Annotated in this window: 15 protein-coding genes; 14 read left to right on the top strand and 1 reads right to left on the bottom strand. The window is 62.3% G+C overall.

Annotated elements, in window-relative coordinates; translation table 11 throughout:
* Window positions 1–23: 23 nt before the first annotated feature.
* From EN885_RS23735 to trmB, 6 genes are all read left to right on the top strand, one after another.
* Window positions 24–1,097 carry a hemolysin family protein gene (locus EN885_RS23735; RefSeq protein WP_095487854.1) on the top strand — a complete coding sequence of 358 codons (1,074 nt, stop codon included), beginning with the start codon at window positions 24–26 and terminating at the stop codon, window positions 1,095–1,097.
* Between the two features lie 245 nt (window positions 1,098–1,342).
* Window positions 1,343–1,792 (top strand): nuclear transport factor 2 family protein, encoded by a 450-nt coding sequence (locus EN885_RS23730; RefSeq protein ID WP_245493131.1) that lies wholly within the window; start codon window positions 1,343–1,345, stop codon window positions 1,790–1,792.
* 239 nt (window positions 1,793–2,031) lie between these two features.
* Complete coding sequence (gene lnt, locus EN885_RS23725; protein ID WP_128243335.1) at window positions 2,032–3,624, top strand: apolipoprotein N-acyltransferase; 1,593 nt, start codon at window positions 2,032–2,034, stop codon at window positions 3,622–3,624.
* Between the two features lie 137 nt (window positions 3,625–3,761).
* Window positions 3,762–4,181 (top strand): helix-turn-helix transcriptional regulator, encoded by a 420-nt coding sequence (locus tag EN885_RS23720; RefSeq protein ID WP_095487857.1) that lies wholly within the window; start codon window positions 3,762–3,764, stop codon window positions 4,179–4,181.
* Between the two features lie 308 nt (window positions 4,182–4,489).
* The gene (gene metK / locus EN885_RS23715) at window positions 4,490–5,779 is read left to right on the top strand and encodes a methionine adenosyltransferase (protein WP_095488070.1); all 1,290 of its coding nucleotides are present in this window, start codon (window positions 4,490–4,492) and stop codon (window positions 5,777–5,779) included.
* 26 nt (window positions 5,780–5,805) lie between these two features.
* Window positions 5,806–6,507, top strand: coding sequence for a tRNA (guanosine(46)-N7)-methyltransferase TrmB (gene trmB, locus EN885_RS23710; RefSeq protein WP_095487859.1), 702 nt, complete (start codon window positions 5,806–5,808; stop codon window positions 6,505–6,507).
* Window positions 6,508–6,587: 80 nt separating this feature from the next.
* Here the strand turns inward: trmB and EN885_RS23705 are convergent, their stop codons facing one another.
* The gene (locus EN885_RS23705; protein WP_095487861.1) at window positions 6,588–6,752 is read right to left on the bottom strand and encodes a hypothetical protein; all 165 of its coding nucleotides are present in this window, start codon (window positions 6,750–6,752) and stop codon (window positions 6,588–6,590) included.
* A 338-nt stretch (window positions 6,753–7,090) separates the two neighbouring features.
* Between EN885_RS23705 and rimP the strand changes: the two genes are divergently transcribed.
* The 8 genes from rimP (at window position 7,091) to rpsO (ending at window position 15,766) form a co-directional block, all read left to right on the top strand.
* Window positions 7,091–7,735, top strand: coding sequence for a ribosome maturation factor RimP (gene rimP / locus EN885_RS23700; RefSeq protein WP_095487863.1), 645 nt, complete (start codon window positions 7,091–7,093; stop codon window positions 7,733–7,735).
* Window positions 7,736–7,783: 48 nt separating this feature from the next.
* Window positions 7,784–9,379 (top strand): transcription termination factor NusA, encoded by a 1,596-nt coding sequence (gene nusA, locus EN885_RS23695; protein ID WP_128243336.1) that lies wholly within the window; start codon window positions 7,784–7,786, stop codon window positions 9,377–9,379.
* Between the two features lie 38 nt (window positions 9,380–9,417).
* Entirely contained in the window at window positions 9,418–10,068 is a 651-nt protein-coding gene (locus EN885_RS23690; protein WP_095487865.1) for an RNA-binding protein, read from the top strand.
* Window positions 10,065–12,632 carry a translation initiation factor IF-2 gene (gene infB, locus EN885_RS23685; RefSeq protein WP_095487867.1) on the top strand — a complete coding sequence of 856 codons (2,568 nt, stop codon included), beginning with the start codon at window positions 10,065–10,067 and terminating at the stop codon, window positions 12,630–12,632. The genes EN885_RS23690 and infB overlap by 4 nt, the downstream gene beginning before the upstream one ends.
* Before the next feature lie 124 nt (window positions 12,633–12,756).
* Window positions 12,757–13,194 (top strand): 30S ribosome-binding factor RbfA, encoded by a 438-nt coding sequence (gene rbfA, locus EN885_RS23680; protein WP_128243337.1) that lies wholly within the window; start codon window positions 12,757–12,759, stop codon window positions 13,192–13,194.
* The gene (gene truB / locus EN885_RS23675) at window positions 13,194–14,174 is read left to right on the top strand and encodes a tRNA pseudouridine(55) synthase TruB (RefSeq protein ID WP_128243338.1); all 981 of its coding nucleotides are present in this window, start codon (window positions 13,194–13,196) and stop codon (window positions 14,172–14,174) included. Before rbfA ends, truB begins: the two co-directional genes overlap by 1 nt.
* A 45-nt stretch (window positions 14,175–14,219) precedes the next feature.
* Window positions 14,220–15,314 carry a magnesium/cobalt transporter CorA gene (gene corA, locus EN885_RS23670; RefSeq protein ID WP_128243339.1) on the top strand — a complete coding sequence of 365 codons (1,095 nt, stop codon included), beginning with the start codon at window positions 14,220–14,222 and terminating at the stop codon, window positions 15,312–15,314.
* A 140-nt stretch (window positions 15,315–15,454) separates the two neighbouring features.
* Window positions 15,455–15,766, top strand: a complete 312-nt coding sequence (gene rpsO / locus EN885_RS23665) for a 30S ribosomal protein S15 (RefSeq protein WP_280953385.1) — start codon at window positions 15,455–15,457, stop codon at window positions 15,764–15,766.
* Window positions 15,767–16,175: the final 409 nt, after the last annotated feature.

The raw sequence follows: 16,175 nt of genomic DNA, 5'->3' as shown, positions 1-16,175 counted from the left end.
AAAGATCAAATGACCGGACGACGATGAACGACAAACCAGAGACTGCCGCCCGCCCAGACGCCGGCAGTGCGACCAAGCCATCCGAACAGACGGAAGAGGGCTCTAGTCCGAGTACCACGACCGGCAGCTTCGCCAGCGAGCCATCGCCTGCCGGTCCTTCCCTGTTCGATCGCGTGCTCGGCCTGTTCAGGCAGCGCAACGGCACCAGCCTGCGTGAGGAGATCGCCGACGCGCTTGCCGAAACCGCGAGCGATGCTGGCGCCTTTTCGCCCGGCGAACGGGCCATGCTCAACAACATCCTGCGCTTGCGCGAGGTGCGCGTCGAGGACGTCATGGTGCCGCGCGCCGACATAGAGGCGGTCGAGATCACGACGAACCTTGGCGATCTTCTGGGACTGTTCGAGCAATCCGGCCATTCCCGCATGCCGGTCTATTCGGAGACGCTCGACGATCCGCGCGGCATGGTCCACATCCGCGACGTGCTCGCTCACATCACCAAGATCGCCCGCGTCAGAAAGGGCAGGACGACCAGGAAAGCCGCCGCCACCACGCTTCTCGATCTTGCCAAGGTCGATCTCGCGCGCACCATCGGCGACCTGAACCTGATCCGCCCGGTGCTTTTCGTGCCGCCGTCGATGCTCGCCTCCGATCTCATGGGGCGGATGCAGGCGATGCGCACCCAGATGGCGCTGGTCATCGATGAGTATGGCGGCACCGATGGCCTGGCCTCGCTCGAGGACATCGTCGAGATGGTGGTTGGTGACATCGAGGACGAGCATGACGAGGACGAGCCGATGATCACCCAGACCGGCGAGGGCGTGTTCGTCGTCGACGGCAAGGCCGAGATCGACGAAGTCACCAAGATGATCGGCGAGGATTTCGCCGCCGGCGAGCATGGCGAATATGTCGACACGATCGGCGGCATGATCTTCAACACGCTTGGCCGTGTTCCGGCCCGCGGCGAAGTGGTGCAGGCCATACCTGGTTTCGAATTCCTTGTGCTCGACGCCGATCCGCGCCGCGTCAAGCGCGTGCGCATCGTGGAGACCCAAAAGGGCGAGCGCCGCCGGCGCGCGGTGCGCGCCGAGCAGGCTTGAAGACGCCGCTCGACCGATGACGGTCGACGATCCGTTCAAGCACGCAACCCTGGGCTCTGATCCCGCGAACTTCTGCACGGGTGGTAAGCGGCCATTTGCCAGCCGTCTCAAAACGCTGTAGCGGAAACTTGTCCCGCGCCGTGCTATACTGACCAAGCCGACTTGCACTGCACCGCAGTTAGGGAAATGCCTCTCGGCGCGGACACCTGCGGGAGTCGCCAGTCCAGATCAGAAGATAAAATGACATGGTGGATGACATGTCCCTCGACGCCAATGATTTCGCTCAAGCAGTTGAAAAATACCACCTCGCTTTGGATGAGTTCATGAAAGGAAACCCCGCGCCTGCGAAGAAGCTCTTTTCTCAACGAGACGATGTAACACTGGGCAATCCCTTTGGCCCTTTCGCGCATGGATGGAAGCAGGTCGTTGAGACGATGGAGCAAGCGGCATCGAATTATAGGGACGGCGACGCTACCGGTTTCGAGAACATAGCGACATGTGTGACGTCTGAGCTGGCATACCTCGTCGAAGTAGAGCGGCTCAGGTCCAAGGTTGGCGGTCGCAGCGATGTCACGCCTCTTGCGTTACGCGTGACGAGCGTCTTTCGTCCAGAAGATGGTCTCTGGAAGATTGTGCATCGTCATGCCGATCCGATAACGACGGCTCAGCCGGCCAATTCGGTACTCCGCCGATAGGCGCGGTTGTGGTTTGGGGAGGCGGTCGATATCGCAAACCCTTGCTGCGGCAACGCGGCTATTCTTCATTCCGTTCTCGGCGAAGGTTGGCCCGCGTCATCGGGCTCGTAGCATCAGGCGTCCGCAAGGAGTCGTGAGCCGAATTCAATCCGGCACGTTGGCTGAAGCGGTGGCCGTTTGGAGCGCGGACCGCGGCCTGATAAATCTTGCTCCGTGATTCGCACGACTCGGAAGCATCGATGAAGCGCCTGGCCGGCCGGATAATTCTGCTGTGGGGCTGGCGCCGCGCGCTTGTGGCGTTTCTTGCCGGGGCGCTGGCGGTTCTTGCCCAGGCGCCTTACGATTTCTTCGCCGTCTGTTTCGTTTCGTTCCCGCTGCTGGTCTGGCTTCTCGACGGCGCGACCGGCGAAGCCTCCGATGGCTGGTTCCGGCGTTTGCGGCCTGCTTTCGCCATCGGCTGGTGGTTTGGCTTCGGCTATTTTCTCGCTGGCCTGTGGTGGATCGGCTCGGCACTTCTGGTCGAGGCCGACAGCTTCGCCTGGGCGCTCCCCTTCGCAGTGGTCGGAATTCCGCTGGCGCTCGCCTTTTTCTACGGCTTCGCGACAGCGGTTGCCCGGTTGCTGTGGAGCAACGACATCGGCCGCATCGCTGCCCTTGGCTTCGGCTTTGCCCTGGCGGAATGGCTGCGCGACTTTCTATTCACCGGCTTTCCCTGGAATGCCGTCGGCTACGCGGCGATGCCGGTGCCCTTGCTTATGCAGAGCGTGTCGGTGACCGGCATGGTTGGCATGAACGCGCTGACGGTCTTCGTCTTTTCATTGCCGGCCCTGCTTGCGGCGCGCCGGCATGTCCGCCTGGGGGCTGCACTGCTTGTCGTTCTCGTCTCGGCCCATGTCGGCTTCGGCTATATCAGGCTTGCTGCTCCGGAGAAGCCTGCGGAACGCAGCCTCGATGTCCGCATTGTGCAGCCGGCCGTTGACCTCAGCGAGAAGTGGGACGCTTCGGTGCCCGACCGGATCTTCGCCACGCTGATGGGACTTTCGGCCAAAGCGCCGGAGACTGGCCATGACAAGCCGCAGTTGATCCTATGGCCGGAGACCTCCGTGCCGTTCTTTTTCGCCCAGCGTCCCGATGCGCTGACCGCGCTGGGCGAGATGCTTGGCGACGGCCAGATGCTGATCGCCGGTGTTGTCCGGGAGGAGGGTGGCTCGGCGGCAAATGCCGACAGGCGGTATTACAATTCGGTGGTGGCGATCGACGACAAGGGTGAAATCGCAGATGCCGTCGACAAGGTTCATCTGGTGCCCTTTGGCGAATATCTGCCTTTTGCCGACCTGCTAGGCCGCTTCGGGCTCAAACAGCTTGTCGCCGGGCCGATGACCTACGCGGCGGGCAATGAGCGACATCCGATCGCGCTGCCCGGCGGCATCCGCGCGCTTCCGTTCATTTGCTATGAAGTCATCTTTCCCGATCTGGTGGCGGTTGACGCTACGTCAGCCGAGCTTATTGTGAACGTCACGAACGACGCGTGGTTCGGTGACACGCCGGGTCCATACCAGCATTTCAGGCAGGCGCAGATTCGCGCTGTGGAGAATGGGGTGCCCTTGTTGCGCGCAGCCAATAACGGCATCTCCGCTGTAGTCGATCCGCGCGGACGCATCCTTGACGCGCTGGCGATCGACGCACGCGGAGCCATCGATGTCCATGTGCCGATTTCCAATCAGGCCGTCGTTTCTTCCAGCCAAAGGCGCATTAACGGACTGCTGATCATGTTGCTGCTTGGCCTGGCCGCTTTCGCATTGAATGTAAGGCAAAGGCTACGGGTGAATTGACAGTCGACACATTAGAAACTCATACTGTAACCGCCTGAAATTTCTCGAAGTCGGTACGTCGTTCTGTTGGGGCACAGGCCGCCGGCTTCGTTTGGGCAGAAAAACACAAAAAGCCGGAAAAATTCGGCGAGGAAAAAATGGCAGAAGAAAACAAGAAGAAGCCGAATCCTATCGACATCCATGTCGGAAGTCGCATCAGGCTTCGCCGCAATATGTTGGGAATGAGTCAGGAGAAGCTGGGCGAGAACCTCGGCATAACGTTTCAGCAGATACAGAAATACGAGAAGGGAACCAATCGCGTCGGCGCCAGCCGTTTGCAGGCAATAGCCTCGATACTCGGTGTTCCTGTCGCTTTCTTTTTCGAGGACGCGCCGGGCCAGGAGGCCGTGGGCAACCGCGGATTTGCCGAGGATGCATCAATGACTTTTGCGGTCGAATTCTGCGGCAGTCCTGAAGGGCTTCAACTCAACCGGGCCTTCGTCAAGATTGGCGACGTCAAGATACGCCGCAAGATCATCGAGCTCGTGAAGGCCCTTTCAACCGACGAGGTCGATTGATTGGGCCGATTGAGTTGGCAGGCAGTTTAAAGCCGGAAATGGCGAGGATGTCGTAGCCGGGCACGACCTCGCTGATCGCGGAATTTACATCCTGTAGGCAGGCCGGAGAGGAAATCGATTTTGCTCGACGCCCAACGTGTTGGAACTAAGCTCGCCGGCGGCATCCTGCCGCTGGTCGCAGTGGTGCAAGATAATAGCGCGATTTTCATGCCAGAATGGCCGCGCCGCTTGACGAGCGCCGCCCGGCACAGCTAACACGTGGCGCGCCAATCGGCAGCGTGCCGATATTTTTTCAAGAGGGGACACCCGTGACGCGGCAAAACTATTTATTCACCTCGGAATCCGTTGCCGAGGGTCATCCCGACAAGGTTTGCGATCGTATCTCCGACGAGATCGTCGATCTGGTCTATCGCGAGGCCAGAAAAACCGGCATGGACCCCTGGAAGGTCCGCGTCGCCTGCGAAACGCTGGCGACCACGAATCGCGTCGTCATCGCCGGCGAGGTGCGCGTCCCCGAGACCCTGCTCAAGAAGGACAAGGCTGGCAATATCCTGATGGATGCCGCCGGTCATCCGCTCGTCAATCCGGCGAAGTTCAAGTCGGCCGCCCGCAAGGCGATCCGCGAAATCGGCTATGAACAGGCCGGTTTCCACTGGAAGACGGCAAAGATCGAGGTTCTGCTGCACGGCCAGTCGCCGGATATCGGCCAGGGCGTCGACAATGCCTCCGACCGGCAAGGCGAGGAAGGGGCCGGCGACCAGGGCATCATGTTCGGCTATGCCTGCCGCGAGACACCGGATCTGATGCCGGCGCCGATCTACTACAGCCATAAGATCCTCGAACTGCTGGCCGCCGCGCGCCATGAGGGCAACGGCGATGCCGGCCGGCTCGGGCCGGACGCCAAGAGCCAGGTCACCGTCCGCTATGTCGACGGCAAGGCGGCGGAAGTGACGCAAATCGTGCTGTCCACCCAGCATCTCGACGCCAGCTGGGATTCGAAGAAGGTCCGCAACGTCGTCGAGCCCTATATCCGCGAGGCGCTGGGCGAGCTGAAGATCGCCGACAGCTGCAACTGGTACATCAACCCGACGGGCAAGTTCGTCATCGGCGGCCCCGACGGCGACGCCGGCCTGACCGGACGCAAGATCATCGTCGATACTTACGGCGGTGCTGCGCCCCATGGCGGCGGTGCTTTTTCCGGCAAGGACACCACCAAGGTCGATCGTTCCGCGGCCTATGCGGCACGCTACCTGGCCAAGAACGTGGTGGCGGCGAAGCTCGCCGATCGCTGCACCATCCAGCTTTCCTATGCCATTGGCGTCGCCCAGCCGCTGTCGGTCTATGTCGACCTGCACGGCACCGGCAAGGTCGATGAGGCGAAGCTCGAGCAGGCGCTGCGCACCGTGATGGACCTGTCGCCGTCCGGCATTCGCCGTCACCTCGATCTCAACAAGCCGATTTATGCCAAGACGTCGTCTTATGGCCATTTCGGCCGCAAGGCCGGCCGCGACGGGTCCTTCTCCTGGGAAAAGACCGACCTCGCCAAGGCGCTCAAGGATGCACTCGCCGAAGCGCCCGCCGAAGCAGTCGCGGCCTAGCCGCGGCGTCCATAGATCCGAAAGACGTGGATCCGAAAGACCGGCCAAGCCGTGCGACCGAAGCATTTTTCGGTCGCCGGCGCGGCAAGACCATCCGTCCGCAGCAGGCGGCGGCACTGGAAAGCGGCTTCCGCACCTACCGGCTCGATCTGATGGCCGGACCGCCGGCCGAACTGCGCAGCCTGTTCGAAGCGGATGTCTGCGCCATTCATCTCGAGATTGGTTTCGGCGGCGGCGAGCACCTGCTGCATCGGGCGACGGCAGCTCCTGAGACCGGCTTTATCGGCGTCGAGCCTTTCGTCAACGGCATGGCCAAGATGATGATGGCGGTCAGGGAACGGCCGCTGGCCAATCTTCGGGTCTATGACGACGATGCCACGCGCCTGCTCGACTGGCTCCCGCAAGCCTCGCTCGACGGCATCGACCTTCTCTATCCCGATCCCTGGCCGAAAAAGAAACACTGGAAGCGCCGCTTCGTCAGTCCGGTCAATCTCGACCGTTTCGCGCGCGTCCTGAAGTCAGGCGGAAAATTCCGCTTTGCGTCCGATATCGATAGCTATGTGAACTGGACGCTGCTGCACTGCCGGGCGCATGATGCGTTTGAATGGCAGGCTGAAGAGGCAGCCGATTGGCATCGGCCCTATGAGGGTTGGCCGGGTACGCGCTACGAGGCGAAGGCCATTCGCGAAGGCCGTCGGCCTGCCTATCTCACCTTCGTCCGAAGATAGGCGACCAAGTTAAGCAGCGCCCCATCGCGCGCTTTGCCGTCGACGAGGACCAAGGACGTCCTCGTCCTGCTTCGCAGGTCTTAGAAGCGGCCGATCTTGTCGAAGGCGGCCGGATCCACGCCGAGATTGCGCAGATCATGCGCGCGCGGCTTGCGGCCGGCTTCGACGGCGTGCGAAGCGGCCACGGCGCTGCCGAACACAGTGAAGAAATCGCCGATGGCCGAGAAAACCTTGCGGTTGGTCATGATTATGCCCTTTCGCCTGCTGCAATGTGACTGAATTTGTGCAGCGCAACATAGATAGGCGCGTATTGCCTGATATCACAGGGACGTTGCCGCATGGCCGCCATGCGTCCTGTGCAACGCTGCTGCCTCCTCATGGAGACAGAAAACCGGACAACTGGTGTGCTACCTAATCCGGACAACTCATCTGCTTACGACAGACCCCGCATGCGGACTTGAAACGACGGCTGCGATCGTCTATATCAAGCTCAAATTCTTGGTCGGTATGGCGAAGAGTGGGTCCACCCGGTCCCGCTCTTTTTTGTTACCTTCCGACCGCACAATGAACCGACAGGAAACGAATGACCGCAACGGCAACCGACAGCGACGACCGCATCATCCGCGAAAGCGGCATCGATGCTCGCGTCGCGCTGATCGTTCAGCCGGTGCTGCGCGCCATCGGCTTTCGCCTTGTCAGGGTGCATCTGACGGGCCAAAACGGGCTGACGCTGCAGATCATGGCCGAACGCGAGGACGGCACCATGACCGTCGAGGATTGCGAAGAGGTCAGCCGGGCGGTGTCGCCGGCGCTCGATGTCGATGATCCGATCGAAAAGGCGTATCATCTCGAAGTGTCGTCGCCGGGTATCGATCGGCCGCTGGTCCGCAAGTCGGATTTCGCGACCTGGACGGGCCACCTGGTGAAGATGGAAACGTCGGTCCTTGTCGCCGACCGCAAGCGCTTCAAGGGCAAGATCGCCGAGAGCGATGCGGACGGCGTGCTGATCGAGCGCGACAAGGCGGCCTATGGCGAGGAGCCGACGGTGCGCGTGCCCTACGATGCGATTGCAGAAGCGCGGCTGATCCTGACCGACGACCTTATCCGCGATGCGCTGTCGAAGGACAACAGGGCGCGCAAGGAAGCCAAGAAGCGCCGCGGCGAACCCGAAGACGCGCCAGAGGGCGTAGAAGCGGGCGCGGAAGACGAAACCGAACAGGAAATGTGATTGGGCTGCCGGGCGCAAAGGCTCGGCAACAAGCTCGGGAGAAAAAAGATGGTTGTAAGCGCCAACAGGCTTGAACTGCTGCAGATCGCCGATGCGGTCGCGCGTGAAAAGTCGATCGACAAGTCGATCGTCATCGCCGCCATGGCCGATGCGATCCAGAAGGCGGCGCGATCGCGCTATGGCCAGGAAACCAACATCCGTGCCGACATCAATCCGAACACCGGCGAGATGAAGCTGCAGCGGCTGATGGAAGTGGTCGAGAAGGTCGACGACTATGCGACGCAGATCGCCATTTCCTCGGCGCGCGAGCGCAATCCCGACGCCCAGCTCGGCGACTTCATTGCCGAGCAGCTGCCGCCGATGGATTTCGGCCGCATCGCCGCCCAGTCGGCCAAGCAGGTCATCGTCCAGAAGGTGCGCGAGGCCGAGCGTGACCGCCAATATGACGAGTACAAGGACCGCATCGGCGAGATCGTCAACGGCACCGTCAAGCGCGTCGAATACGGCAATGTCATCGTCGATCTCGGCCGTGGCGAGGCGATCATCCGCCGCGACGAGCTGATCCCGCGCGAAAACTACAAATATGGCGATCGCGTCCGCGCCTATGTCTACGATGTGCGCCGCGAGCAGCGCGGTCCGCAGATATTCCTGTCGCGCACCCATCCGCAGTTCATGGCGAAGCTGTTCACCATGGAAGTGCCGGAAATCTACGACGGCATCATCGAGATCAAGTCGGTCGCCCGCGATCCGGGCTCGCGCGCCAAGATCGCCGTCATCTCGCGTGACAGTTCCATCGATCCGGTCGGCGCCTGCGTCGGCATGCGCGGCAGCCGCGTTCAGGCGGTGGTCGGCGAATTGCAGGGCGAGAAGATCGACATCATTCCGTGGTCGCCTTCGGCCGCTTCCTTCATCGTCAATGCGCTGCAGCCGGCGGAAGTCGCCAAGGTCGTGCTCGACGAGGACGCCGAACGCATCGAGGTCGTGGTGCCGGACGACCAGCTGTCGCTGGCTATCGGCCGCCGCGGCCAGAACGTCCGGCTTGCCTCGCAGCTCACCGGCTGGGATATCGACATCCTGACCGAGCAGGAAGAGAGCGAGCGCCGCCAGAAGGAGTTCGTCGAACGCTCGGCGCTATTCATGGATGCGCTCAACGTCGACGAGATGGTCGGCCAGGTGCTTGCCTCCGAGGGCTTCACCAGCGTCGAGGAAGTCGCCTATGTCGACGCCGACGAGATCGCATCGATCGACGGCTTCGACGAGGACACCGCCTCGGAAATACAGGCCCGCGCCCGCGAGTATCTGGAGAAGATCGAAGCCGAGCACGACGAGAAGCGCAAGGCGCTGGGCGTCGAGGACGAGTTGCGTGAGATCCCTGGCGTGACCACCGCCATGATGGTGACGCTCGGCGAGGATGGCGTGAAGACGATCGAGGATTTCGCCGGCTATGCGGCCGACGACCTGACCGGCTGGAAGGAACGCAAGGACGGCGAGACGAAGGTGTTTCCCGGTGTGCTCGCCAGTCACGGCGTGTCGCGCGCCGATGCCGAGCAGATGGTTCTGGCTGCCCGCCTCAAGGCCGGCTGGATCACCGAAGACGAGCTTGCAGCCGAAGACGTGCCGGCTGACGAAGCCGTTGGTGCGTGAGGTGAAACCGCATCGCACACAACCCGCCCTTGGACGAGATGAACGATCGCACTTGCATCGTCACGCGCAGACAGGCCGAACCGGATGAACTGATCCGTTTCGTCGTCGGCCCGGATTCGGCCGTCGTTCCGGATATCAAGAAAAACCTGCCCGGCCGCGGTTGCTGGGTGACGGCCGACCGCCTACATATCGACAAGGCGGCAGCGAAAAACCTGTTCGCTCGCGCCTTTAAGGCGCAGGTGATCGTGCCGACCGATCTCGGCGGCATGGTCGACGGGCTGCTTTCCAGATACGCTCTGGGCATGCTCGGTCTTGCCCGCAAGGCAGGCGCGATCGCGCTCGGCGCCACCAAGGTTGAGAGCGCGGTGCGTGGTGGGCTGGCGCTTTTCGTGTTGCATGCGACCGAGGCGTCAGATGACGGCGTCCGCAAGATCAGCCAGGCGCGACGGGCAACCGTCCACCTTGGTGGCCCCGCCATCCTTGCCTACAAACTTTTCTCCGAGGCCGAGTTGAGCTTGGCATTGGGGGGTACAAATGTGATACATGCTGCCGTTCTCGCGGGAGACGCGGGCAGGGCGGTCCAGAAGCGCATGGTTGCGCTCGACCGGTATCGGGGCGGTTCCCCGGACGATCTGGCAATGCTTGCGGCCGTTGCTGACGAAGATGATGCCGCAGAGGATATGGAATGAGCGATACGAAATCGGGCGACGACAAGACGTTGAGTGTGACGCCGAAGAAGACCTTGACGCTGAAGCGCCCCGGTACTGAACAGGGCACCGTGCGCCAAAGCTTCTCGCATGGCCGCACCAAGGCGGTCGTGGTCGAGACCAAGAAGCGCAAGTTCTCGCTGCCCGGCGACAAGCCGGAGCCGGCTGCTGCCCCTGTGTCAGTCTTCACGCCGAAGCCGCCGGTCGCGGCAGCGCCCGTTGTGCAGGAAGCGCCCAAGGCGCCGCCGCCTCCGCCGCCTGTCGAGCGCGGCGGCATGGTGCTGAACGAATTGTCGCGCAATGAGATGGAGGCGCGCCGCCGGGCCCTTGAGGGCTCGAAGGTCCGCGACGTCGAGGATCGCCAGCGCGCCATCGACGAGGCCAAGCGCCGCGCCGAGGATGAAGAGCGCCGCCGTCGCGAGCGCGAGGAATCTGCGCGCCGCCAGGCCGAGGAAGAGGCTCGGCTGCAGGCTGAGGCCGAGTCCCGCCGGCGTGCCGAGGAAGAGGCGCGTCGCCGCGCGCCGCTGGCCGCCGAACTGGCGACAGTCGACGACGAGGACATCAAGCCGAAGCGAACCGGCGCCGGTGCCCCGGTGCGCCGTCCGGTCACGCCCGAAGTGGCGCGTCCGGCCAAGCCGACCAAGGGCGAGGAAGATCGCCGCCGCGGCAAGCTGACGCTGAACGCCGCACTTTCCGATGAGGATGCGCGTGCGCGTTCGCTGTCGTCGATGCGTCGGCGCCAGGAGAAATTCAAGCGCGCGCTGCATAACGAACCGCGCGAGAAAGTCATGCGCGAAGTGATACTGCCCGAAACCATCACCATCCAAGAACTGGCGCAGCGCATGTCCGAGCGCGCCGTCGACGTGGTCAAGTTCTTCATGAAACAGGGCCAGATCCTGAAGCCTGGCGACGTCATCGACGCCGATACGGCCGAGCTGGTCGCCACCGAATTTGGCCACACGGTTCGCCGCGTCGCCGAGTCCGACATCGAAGAAGGCCTGTTCAACATCGCCGATCGCCCAGAAGATCTGGAATCGCGGCCGCCGGTGGTAACGATCATGGGCCATGTCGATCACGGCAAGACGTCGCTGCTCGATGCCATCCGCAACGCAAATGTCGTGTCCGGCGAGGCCGGCGGCATCACCCAGCATATTGGCGCATATCAGGTCGAGAAGAACGGTCACAAGATCACCTTCATCGACACGCCCGGCCACGCCGCCTTCACGGCGATGCGCGCCCGCGGCGCTCAGGCGACAGACATCGCCATCCTCGTGGTGGCAGCCGACGACAGCGTGATGCCGCAGACGATCGAATCGATCAGCCATGCCAAGGCGGCCGGCGTTCCGATCATCGTGGCGATCAACAAGATCGACAAGCATGACGCCGACCCGCAGAAGGTGCGCTCGGAGCTGCTGCGCCACGAAGTCTTCGTGGAATCGATGGGCGGCGAGGTGCTGGATGTCGAAGTGTCGGCGACCAAGGGCACCAATCTCGATAAGCTGCTCGAAGCGATCCTGCTGCAGGCCGAAATCCTCGACCTGAAGGCCAATCCGGACCGCACCGCCGAGGGTGTCGTCATCGAAGCCCAGCTCGACAAGGGCCGCGGCCCCGTCGCCACGGTGCTGGTCCAGACCGGCACGCTGATGCCCGGCGACATCCTCGTTGCTGGCAACGAATGGGGCCGGGTGCGTGCGCTGGTCAACGACCGCGGCGGGCAGATCAAGGAAGCGCCGCCGGCAATGCCGGTGGAGGTGCTTGGTCTGCAGGGAACACCGCAGGCCGGCGACCGCTTCGCCGTGGTCAACAACGAGGCCCGCGCCCGCGAGATCACCGAATACCGCCAGCGTCTGGCGCGCGAGAAGGCGGTGGCCAAGCATGCCGGCCAGCGTGGGTCGCTCGAACAGATGATGTCGCAGCTGCAGACGAGCGGGCTGAAGGAATTCCCGCTGGTCATCAAGGGCGACGTGCAGGGCTCGATCGAGGCGATCAACGCGGCGCTGGACAAGCTCGGCACCGACGAAGTGCGTGCGCGCATCGTCCATGCGGGCGCCGGCGGCATCACCGAAAGCGATGTGTCGCTGGCGGAAACCTCGGGTGCTGCGATCATCGGCTTCAACGTCCGCGCCAATGTGCAGGCGCGCGCGGCTGCCGCGGCGGCAGGCATAGAGATCCGCTACTATTCGATCATCTACAATCTCGTGGATGACGTGAAGGCTGCGCTCTCCGGCCTGCTTTCGCCGGAGCGTCGCGAGACCTTCATCGGCAATGCGGAGATCCTCGAGATCTTCGACATCACCAAGGTCGGCAAGATCGCCGGCTGCCGTGTCACCGAAGGCAAGGTCGAGCGCGGTGCGGGCGTTCGCCTGATCCGCGATAACGTCGTCATCCACGAAGGCACGCTGAAGACCCTGAAGCGCTTCAAGGACGAAGTTGCGGAAGTCCCAGGTGGCCAGGAATGCGGCATGGCCTTCCAGAACTACGAAGACATGCGCGTCGGCGACGTCATCGAGTGCTTCCGCGTCGAGATGGTGACCAGGACGCTCTGAGTTCGAGCAGCTTGAGCTCAAGCATCTACTGAGACCGGGCGGTGGTCGAAAGACCGCCGCCCAAACCATATGAGACATGCGGCGCGGTCCCATCCCGCGCTTCACGATTTCAGGATAGAGAAAAATGCCCCGTTCAACCACATCAGGCCCATCCCAGCGCATGCTTCGCGTCGGCGAGCAGGTGCGCCATGCGCTGTCGGAAACCTTGCAACGTGGCGAGATCCTCGATCCCTTGATCGAGAATGCCGTGGTGTCGGTCTCGGAAGTGCGCATGTCGCCCGATCTGAAGATCGCCACCGCCTTCGTCTCGCCGCTTGGCGCCAGTGAACCCGATGCGGTGGTCGAGGCGCTCAACAAGCATGCGAAATTCGTGCGCGGCCGCGTTTCCGGCGCTCTCCGGCAGATGAAGTACATGCCGGAATTCCGCTTCCGGCTCGACACCAGCTACGACAATTTCCAGAAGATCAACGAATTGTTGCACTCGCCCGAAGTGGCGCGCGATCTCGGCACAGATGTCCAGATTGACGACCAGAATGAAGACAACGACAAGGACGAAAAATAGTGGCGCGTCGCGGCAAGAAGAAAGGCCGGCCGATCTCCGGCTGGCTGGTGCTGGACAAGCCCGTCGGCATGGGTTCGACCGAAGCCGTCTCCAAGATCAAATGGTTGTTCCAGGCGGAAAAGGCCGGCCATGCCGGCACGCTTGACCCGCTCGCTTCCGGCATGCTGCCGATTGCGCTCGGCGAAGCGACCAAGACCGTGCCCTATGTCCAGGATGGCGCCAAGGTCTACCGCTTCACGGTTGCCTGGGGCGAGGAGCGTTCGACCGATGACCTCGAAGGGCCGGTGACGAAAAGCTCCGACCAGCGTCCGGTTGAAGCCGATGTGCTTTTGCTGATGCCGAAATACACCGGCGTCATCATGCAGACGCCGCCGCAATTTTCAGCCATCAAGATCGCAGGCGAGCGCGCCTATGACCTTGCCCGCGACGGCGCGACGGTCGACATCCCGGCGCGGGAAGTCGAGATCGGCCGTCTCGACCTGATCGAGCACAGTGCTGATCGCACCATTTTCGAGGTCGAATGCGGCAAGGGCACTTATGTGCGCTCGCTGGCCCGCGACATGGGCCGCGACCTCGGCTGTTTCGGTCACATCGCCGAACTGCGCCGGATCGAAGTCGAGCCGTTCACGCAGGAAGACTTCGTCACCATCGCCGAGCTGGAAGCAGCACGTTTCGGCGAACGCGGTAATAAGGATCTGGATACGGCCGATGATGCATCCGGCGCTCCCGATGTGCCGGTCGATTTCGACGCCATCGATGCGCTTCTGGTCGACACATCGGCCGCGCTCGACTGCCTGCCGCAGGTCGCGATCAGCGACGACGCGGCAACAAAAATCCGCCTCGGCAATCCGGTCATCATCCGTGGCCGCGACGCGCCGGTGGAAGCCGAGGAAGCCTGCGCTACGGCGCGCGGCAAGCTGGTCGCCATTGGCGCAATCGAACAAGGCATGTTCAAGCCGAAGCGGGTCTTTGCCGGGTGAGTCCCGTCGTCTAATCTCGATGAGACTTAAACATCCGAGGGGCACATGGCAAAGGCCGAGACGATCAGGAAGCGGGCGCGGGTGACAGCGCGGCGGCCGCCGGTTGGCGCATCGCCGGGCACGCTGATCGCCGACCCGGCGGCGCGGCGCAGCGAACTGCGACTGACACTGATGTCGCCCGACAAATTCGAGACGATCGAAGATGCCAGCATCGACGACGTCAACGCCAATTGCGACACATGGCCGGTCATCTGGCTCGATTGCACCGGCCTCGCCAACATCCCGCTGATCGAGGAGATCGGCCGGATTTTCAGCCTGCATCCGCTGGCGTTGGAAGATGTCGTCAACACCGGCCAACGGCCGAAGGTGGATTTCTTCGAGGACCATGCCTTCATCGTCGTCAGGATGATCGACGACGTTACCGCGCATCGTTACGAGCAGATCGCCGTCTTCTTCGGCAAGAACTTCGTCGTCACCTTCCAGGAGCGCGAAGGCGATCCGTTCGACCCCGTGCGCAAGCGCATCGAAAGCTCGATGCCCAACCGGTTGCGCGCACGCGGCGCAGACTATCTCGCCTATGCGCTGATCGACGCCATCGTCGACAGCTATTTCCCGCCGATCGAGACTGCCGGCGAATTGGTCGACAGCATCGAGGACCAGATGCTGCGCGCGGCGGACAAGCACCAGATGCGGCGGCTTCACGAGTTGCGGCGCGACGCCAATGTGCTGAAGGGGGTGCTTTGGCCGATGCGCGATGCGCTGGCCACGCTGATCCGCAACGACGTGCCCTATGTGAAGGCCGAGACCAAGGTTTTCCTGAACGACACGCTCGACCACTCGCTTCGGCTCATCGAACTGGTCGAAACCCAGCGCGACATGCTGACCGGTCTGATCGAGATGCATCTGTCGCTGAGCCAGGCGCGCACCAGCGATGTCATCAGCTATCTGACGATCGTCTCGGTGATCTTCATCCCGCTAACCTTTCTCGTTGGCGTGTGGGGCATGAACTTCGATCCAGAAAGCTCGCCATGGAACATGCCGGAGTTGAAGGCCCAATACGGCTATCCGGCGGCGCTCGTGTTCATGGCCCTTGTCGCGTTCGGGCTGATTGCCTTCTTCAGATGGAAGAAGTGGCTTTAGCCGAAGGGAAATCTTCGTTTGTGCCGCAAAAAGCCGGCTTGTGAATTGGGCTGGTGTTTTTGCCTGAATTGCACTATATGCGCCGCAGCATCGTGCAATGACACGTTGCTTGTACCGGCCCCTGCTGGACGACATCCCGGCTGAGGGCGTCCCGTTTCCTCAAACAGATAAGGAAAAACACGATGTCGATTACTGCCGAGCGCAAGAAGGAATTGATGGGTGAATTCGCAACCGCCAAGGGCGATACCGGGTCTCCGGAAGTCCAGGTGGCCATCCTTTCCGAGCGCATCAAGAACCTGACCGACCATTTCAAGGACCACAAGAAGGATAACCATTCCCGCCGTGGTCTGCTTGCTCTCGTCTCCCAGCGCCGTAGTCTGCTTGATTATCTCAAGCGCAAGGATGACGCGCGCTATCAGACGCTGATCGAGAAGCTCGGTCTGCGCCGTTGACGAATTGACCGGCGGGTTCTTTCGAGAGCCCGCCGGTCGCGCATTGGAGCATCGGATCAGTCCATTGCTCTATGAAGGAAGTAGAGCGCCGCGCATCGATCTAGACGCGCAAATAGGACGCTCTGAAAGTTTGAATTTGCGCATGATGCTTTCCGCAGGCCGCGGTTTCGGGATCATGCGCAAGGCCAGTCGGATCGATTGGCCAGACCCGGTTTCGAAATAGCACAGGGCCATTCGAAACCGCCCATGGACGGTCATGGGGCAGGATTGCAGGACGCTCGCGCGGCAATCGCGCCGGATTTACCCGAGCTTCCCGTTGTCTTGCCCGTGGCTGCCCGAGAAATGAAGCCAAGGGAAAGGGGCACTCGCGCACGGTGAAACGGCGCGGCCCTTTCCGCATATGAAGGAC

The sequence above is a fragment of the Mesorhizobium sp. M6A.T.Cr.TU.014.01.1.1 genome (assembly GCF_004022765.1).
GTDB classification, from domain to species: domain Bacteria; phylum Pseudomonadota; class Alphaproteobacteria; order Rhizobiales; family Rhizobiaceae; genus Mesorhizobium; species Mesorhizobium mediterraneum.
This window is presented reverse-complemented; position numbering and strand designations above follow the sequence as displayed.

Bases quoted from the DNA above. Each gene is read 5' to 3' on its own strand.
- corA (WP_128243339.1), top strand. From the start codon at position 14,220: ATGGCAAAGGCCGAGACGATCAGGAAGCGGGCGCGGGTGACAGCGCGG.
- EN885_RS23705 (WP_095487861.1), bottom strand. From the start codon at position 6,752: ATGACCAACCGCAAGGTTTTCTCGGCCATCGGCGATTTCTTCACTGTG.
- EN885_RS23720 (WP_095487857.1), top strand. From the start codon at position 3,762: ATGGCAGAAGAAAACAAGAAGAAGCCGAATCCTATCGACATCCATGTC.
- EN885_RS23730 (WP_245493131.1), top strand. From the start codon at position 1,343: ATGGTGGATGACATGTCCCTCGACGCCAATGATTTCGCTCAAGCAGTT.
- infB (WP_095487867.1), top strand. From the start codon at position 10,065: ATGAGCGATACGAAATCGGGCGACGACAAGACGTTGAGTGTGACGCCG.
- EN885_RS23690 (WP_095487865.1), top strand. From the start codon at position 9,418: ATGAACGATCGCACTTGCATCGTCACGCGCAGACAGGCCGAACCGGAT.
- lnt (WP_128243335.1), top strand. From the start codon at position 2,032: ATGAAGCGCCTGGCCGGCCGGATAATTCTGCTGTGGGGCTGGCGCCGC.
- rimP (WP_095487863.1), top strand. From the start codon at position 7,091: ATGACCGCAACGGCAACCGACAGCGACGACCGCATCATCCGCGAAAGC.
- nusA (WP_128243336.1), top strand. From the start codon at position 7,784: ATGGTTGTAAGCGCCAACAGGCTTGAACTGCTGCAGATCGCCGATGCG.
- EN885_RS23735 (WP_095487854.1), top strand. From the start codon at position 24: ATGAACGACAAACCAGAGACTGCCGCCCGCCCAGACGCCGGCAGTGCG.
- rbfA (WP_128243337.1), top strand. From the start codon at position 12,757: ATGCCCCGTTCAACCACATCAGGCCCATCCCAGCGCATGCTTCGCGTC.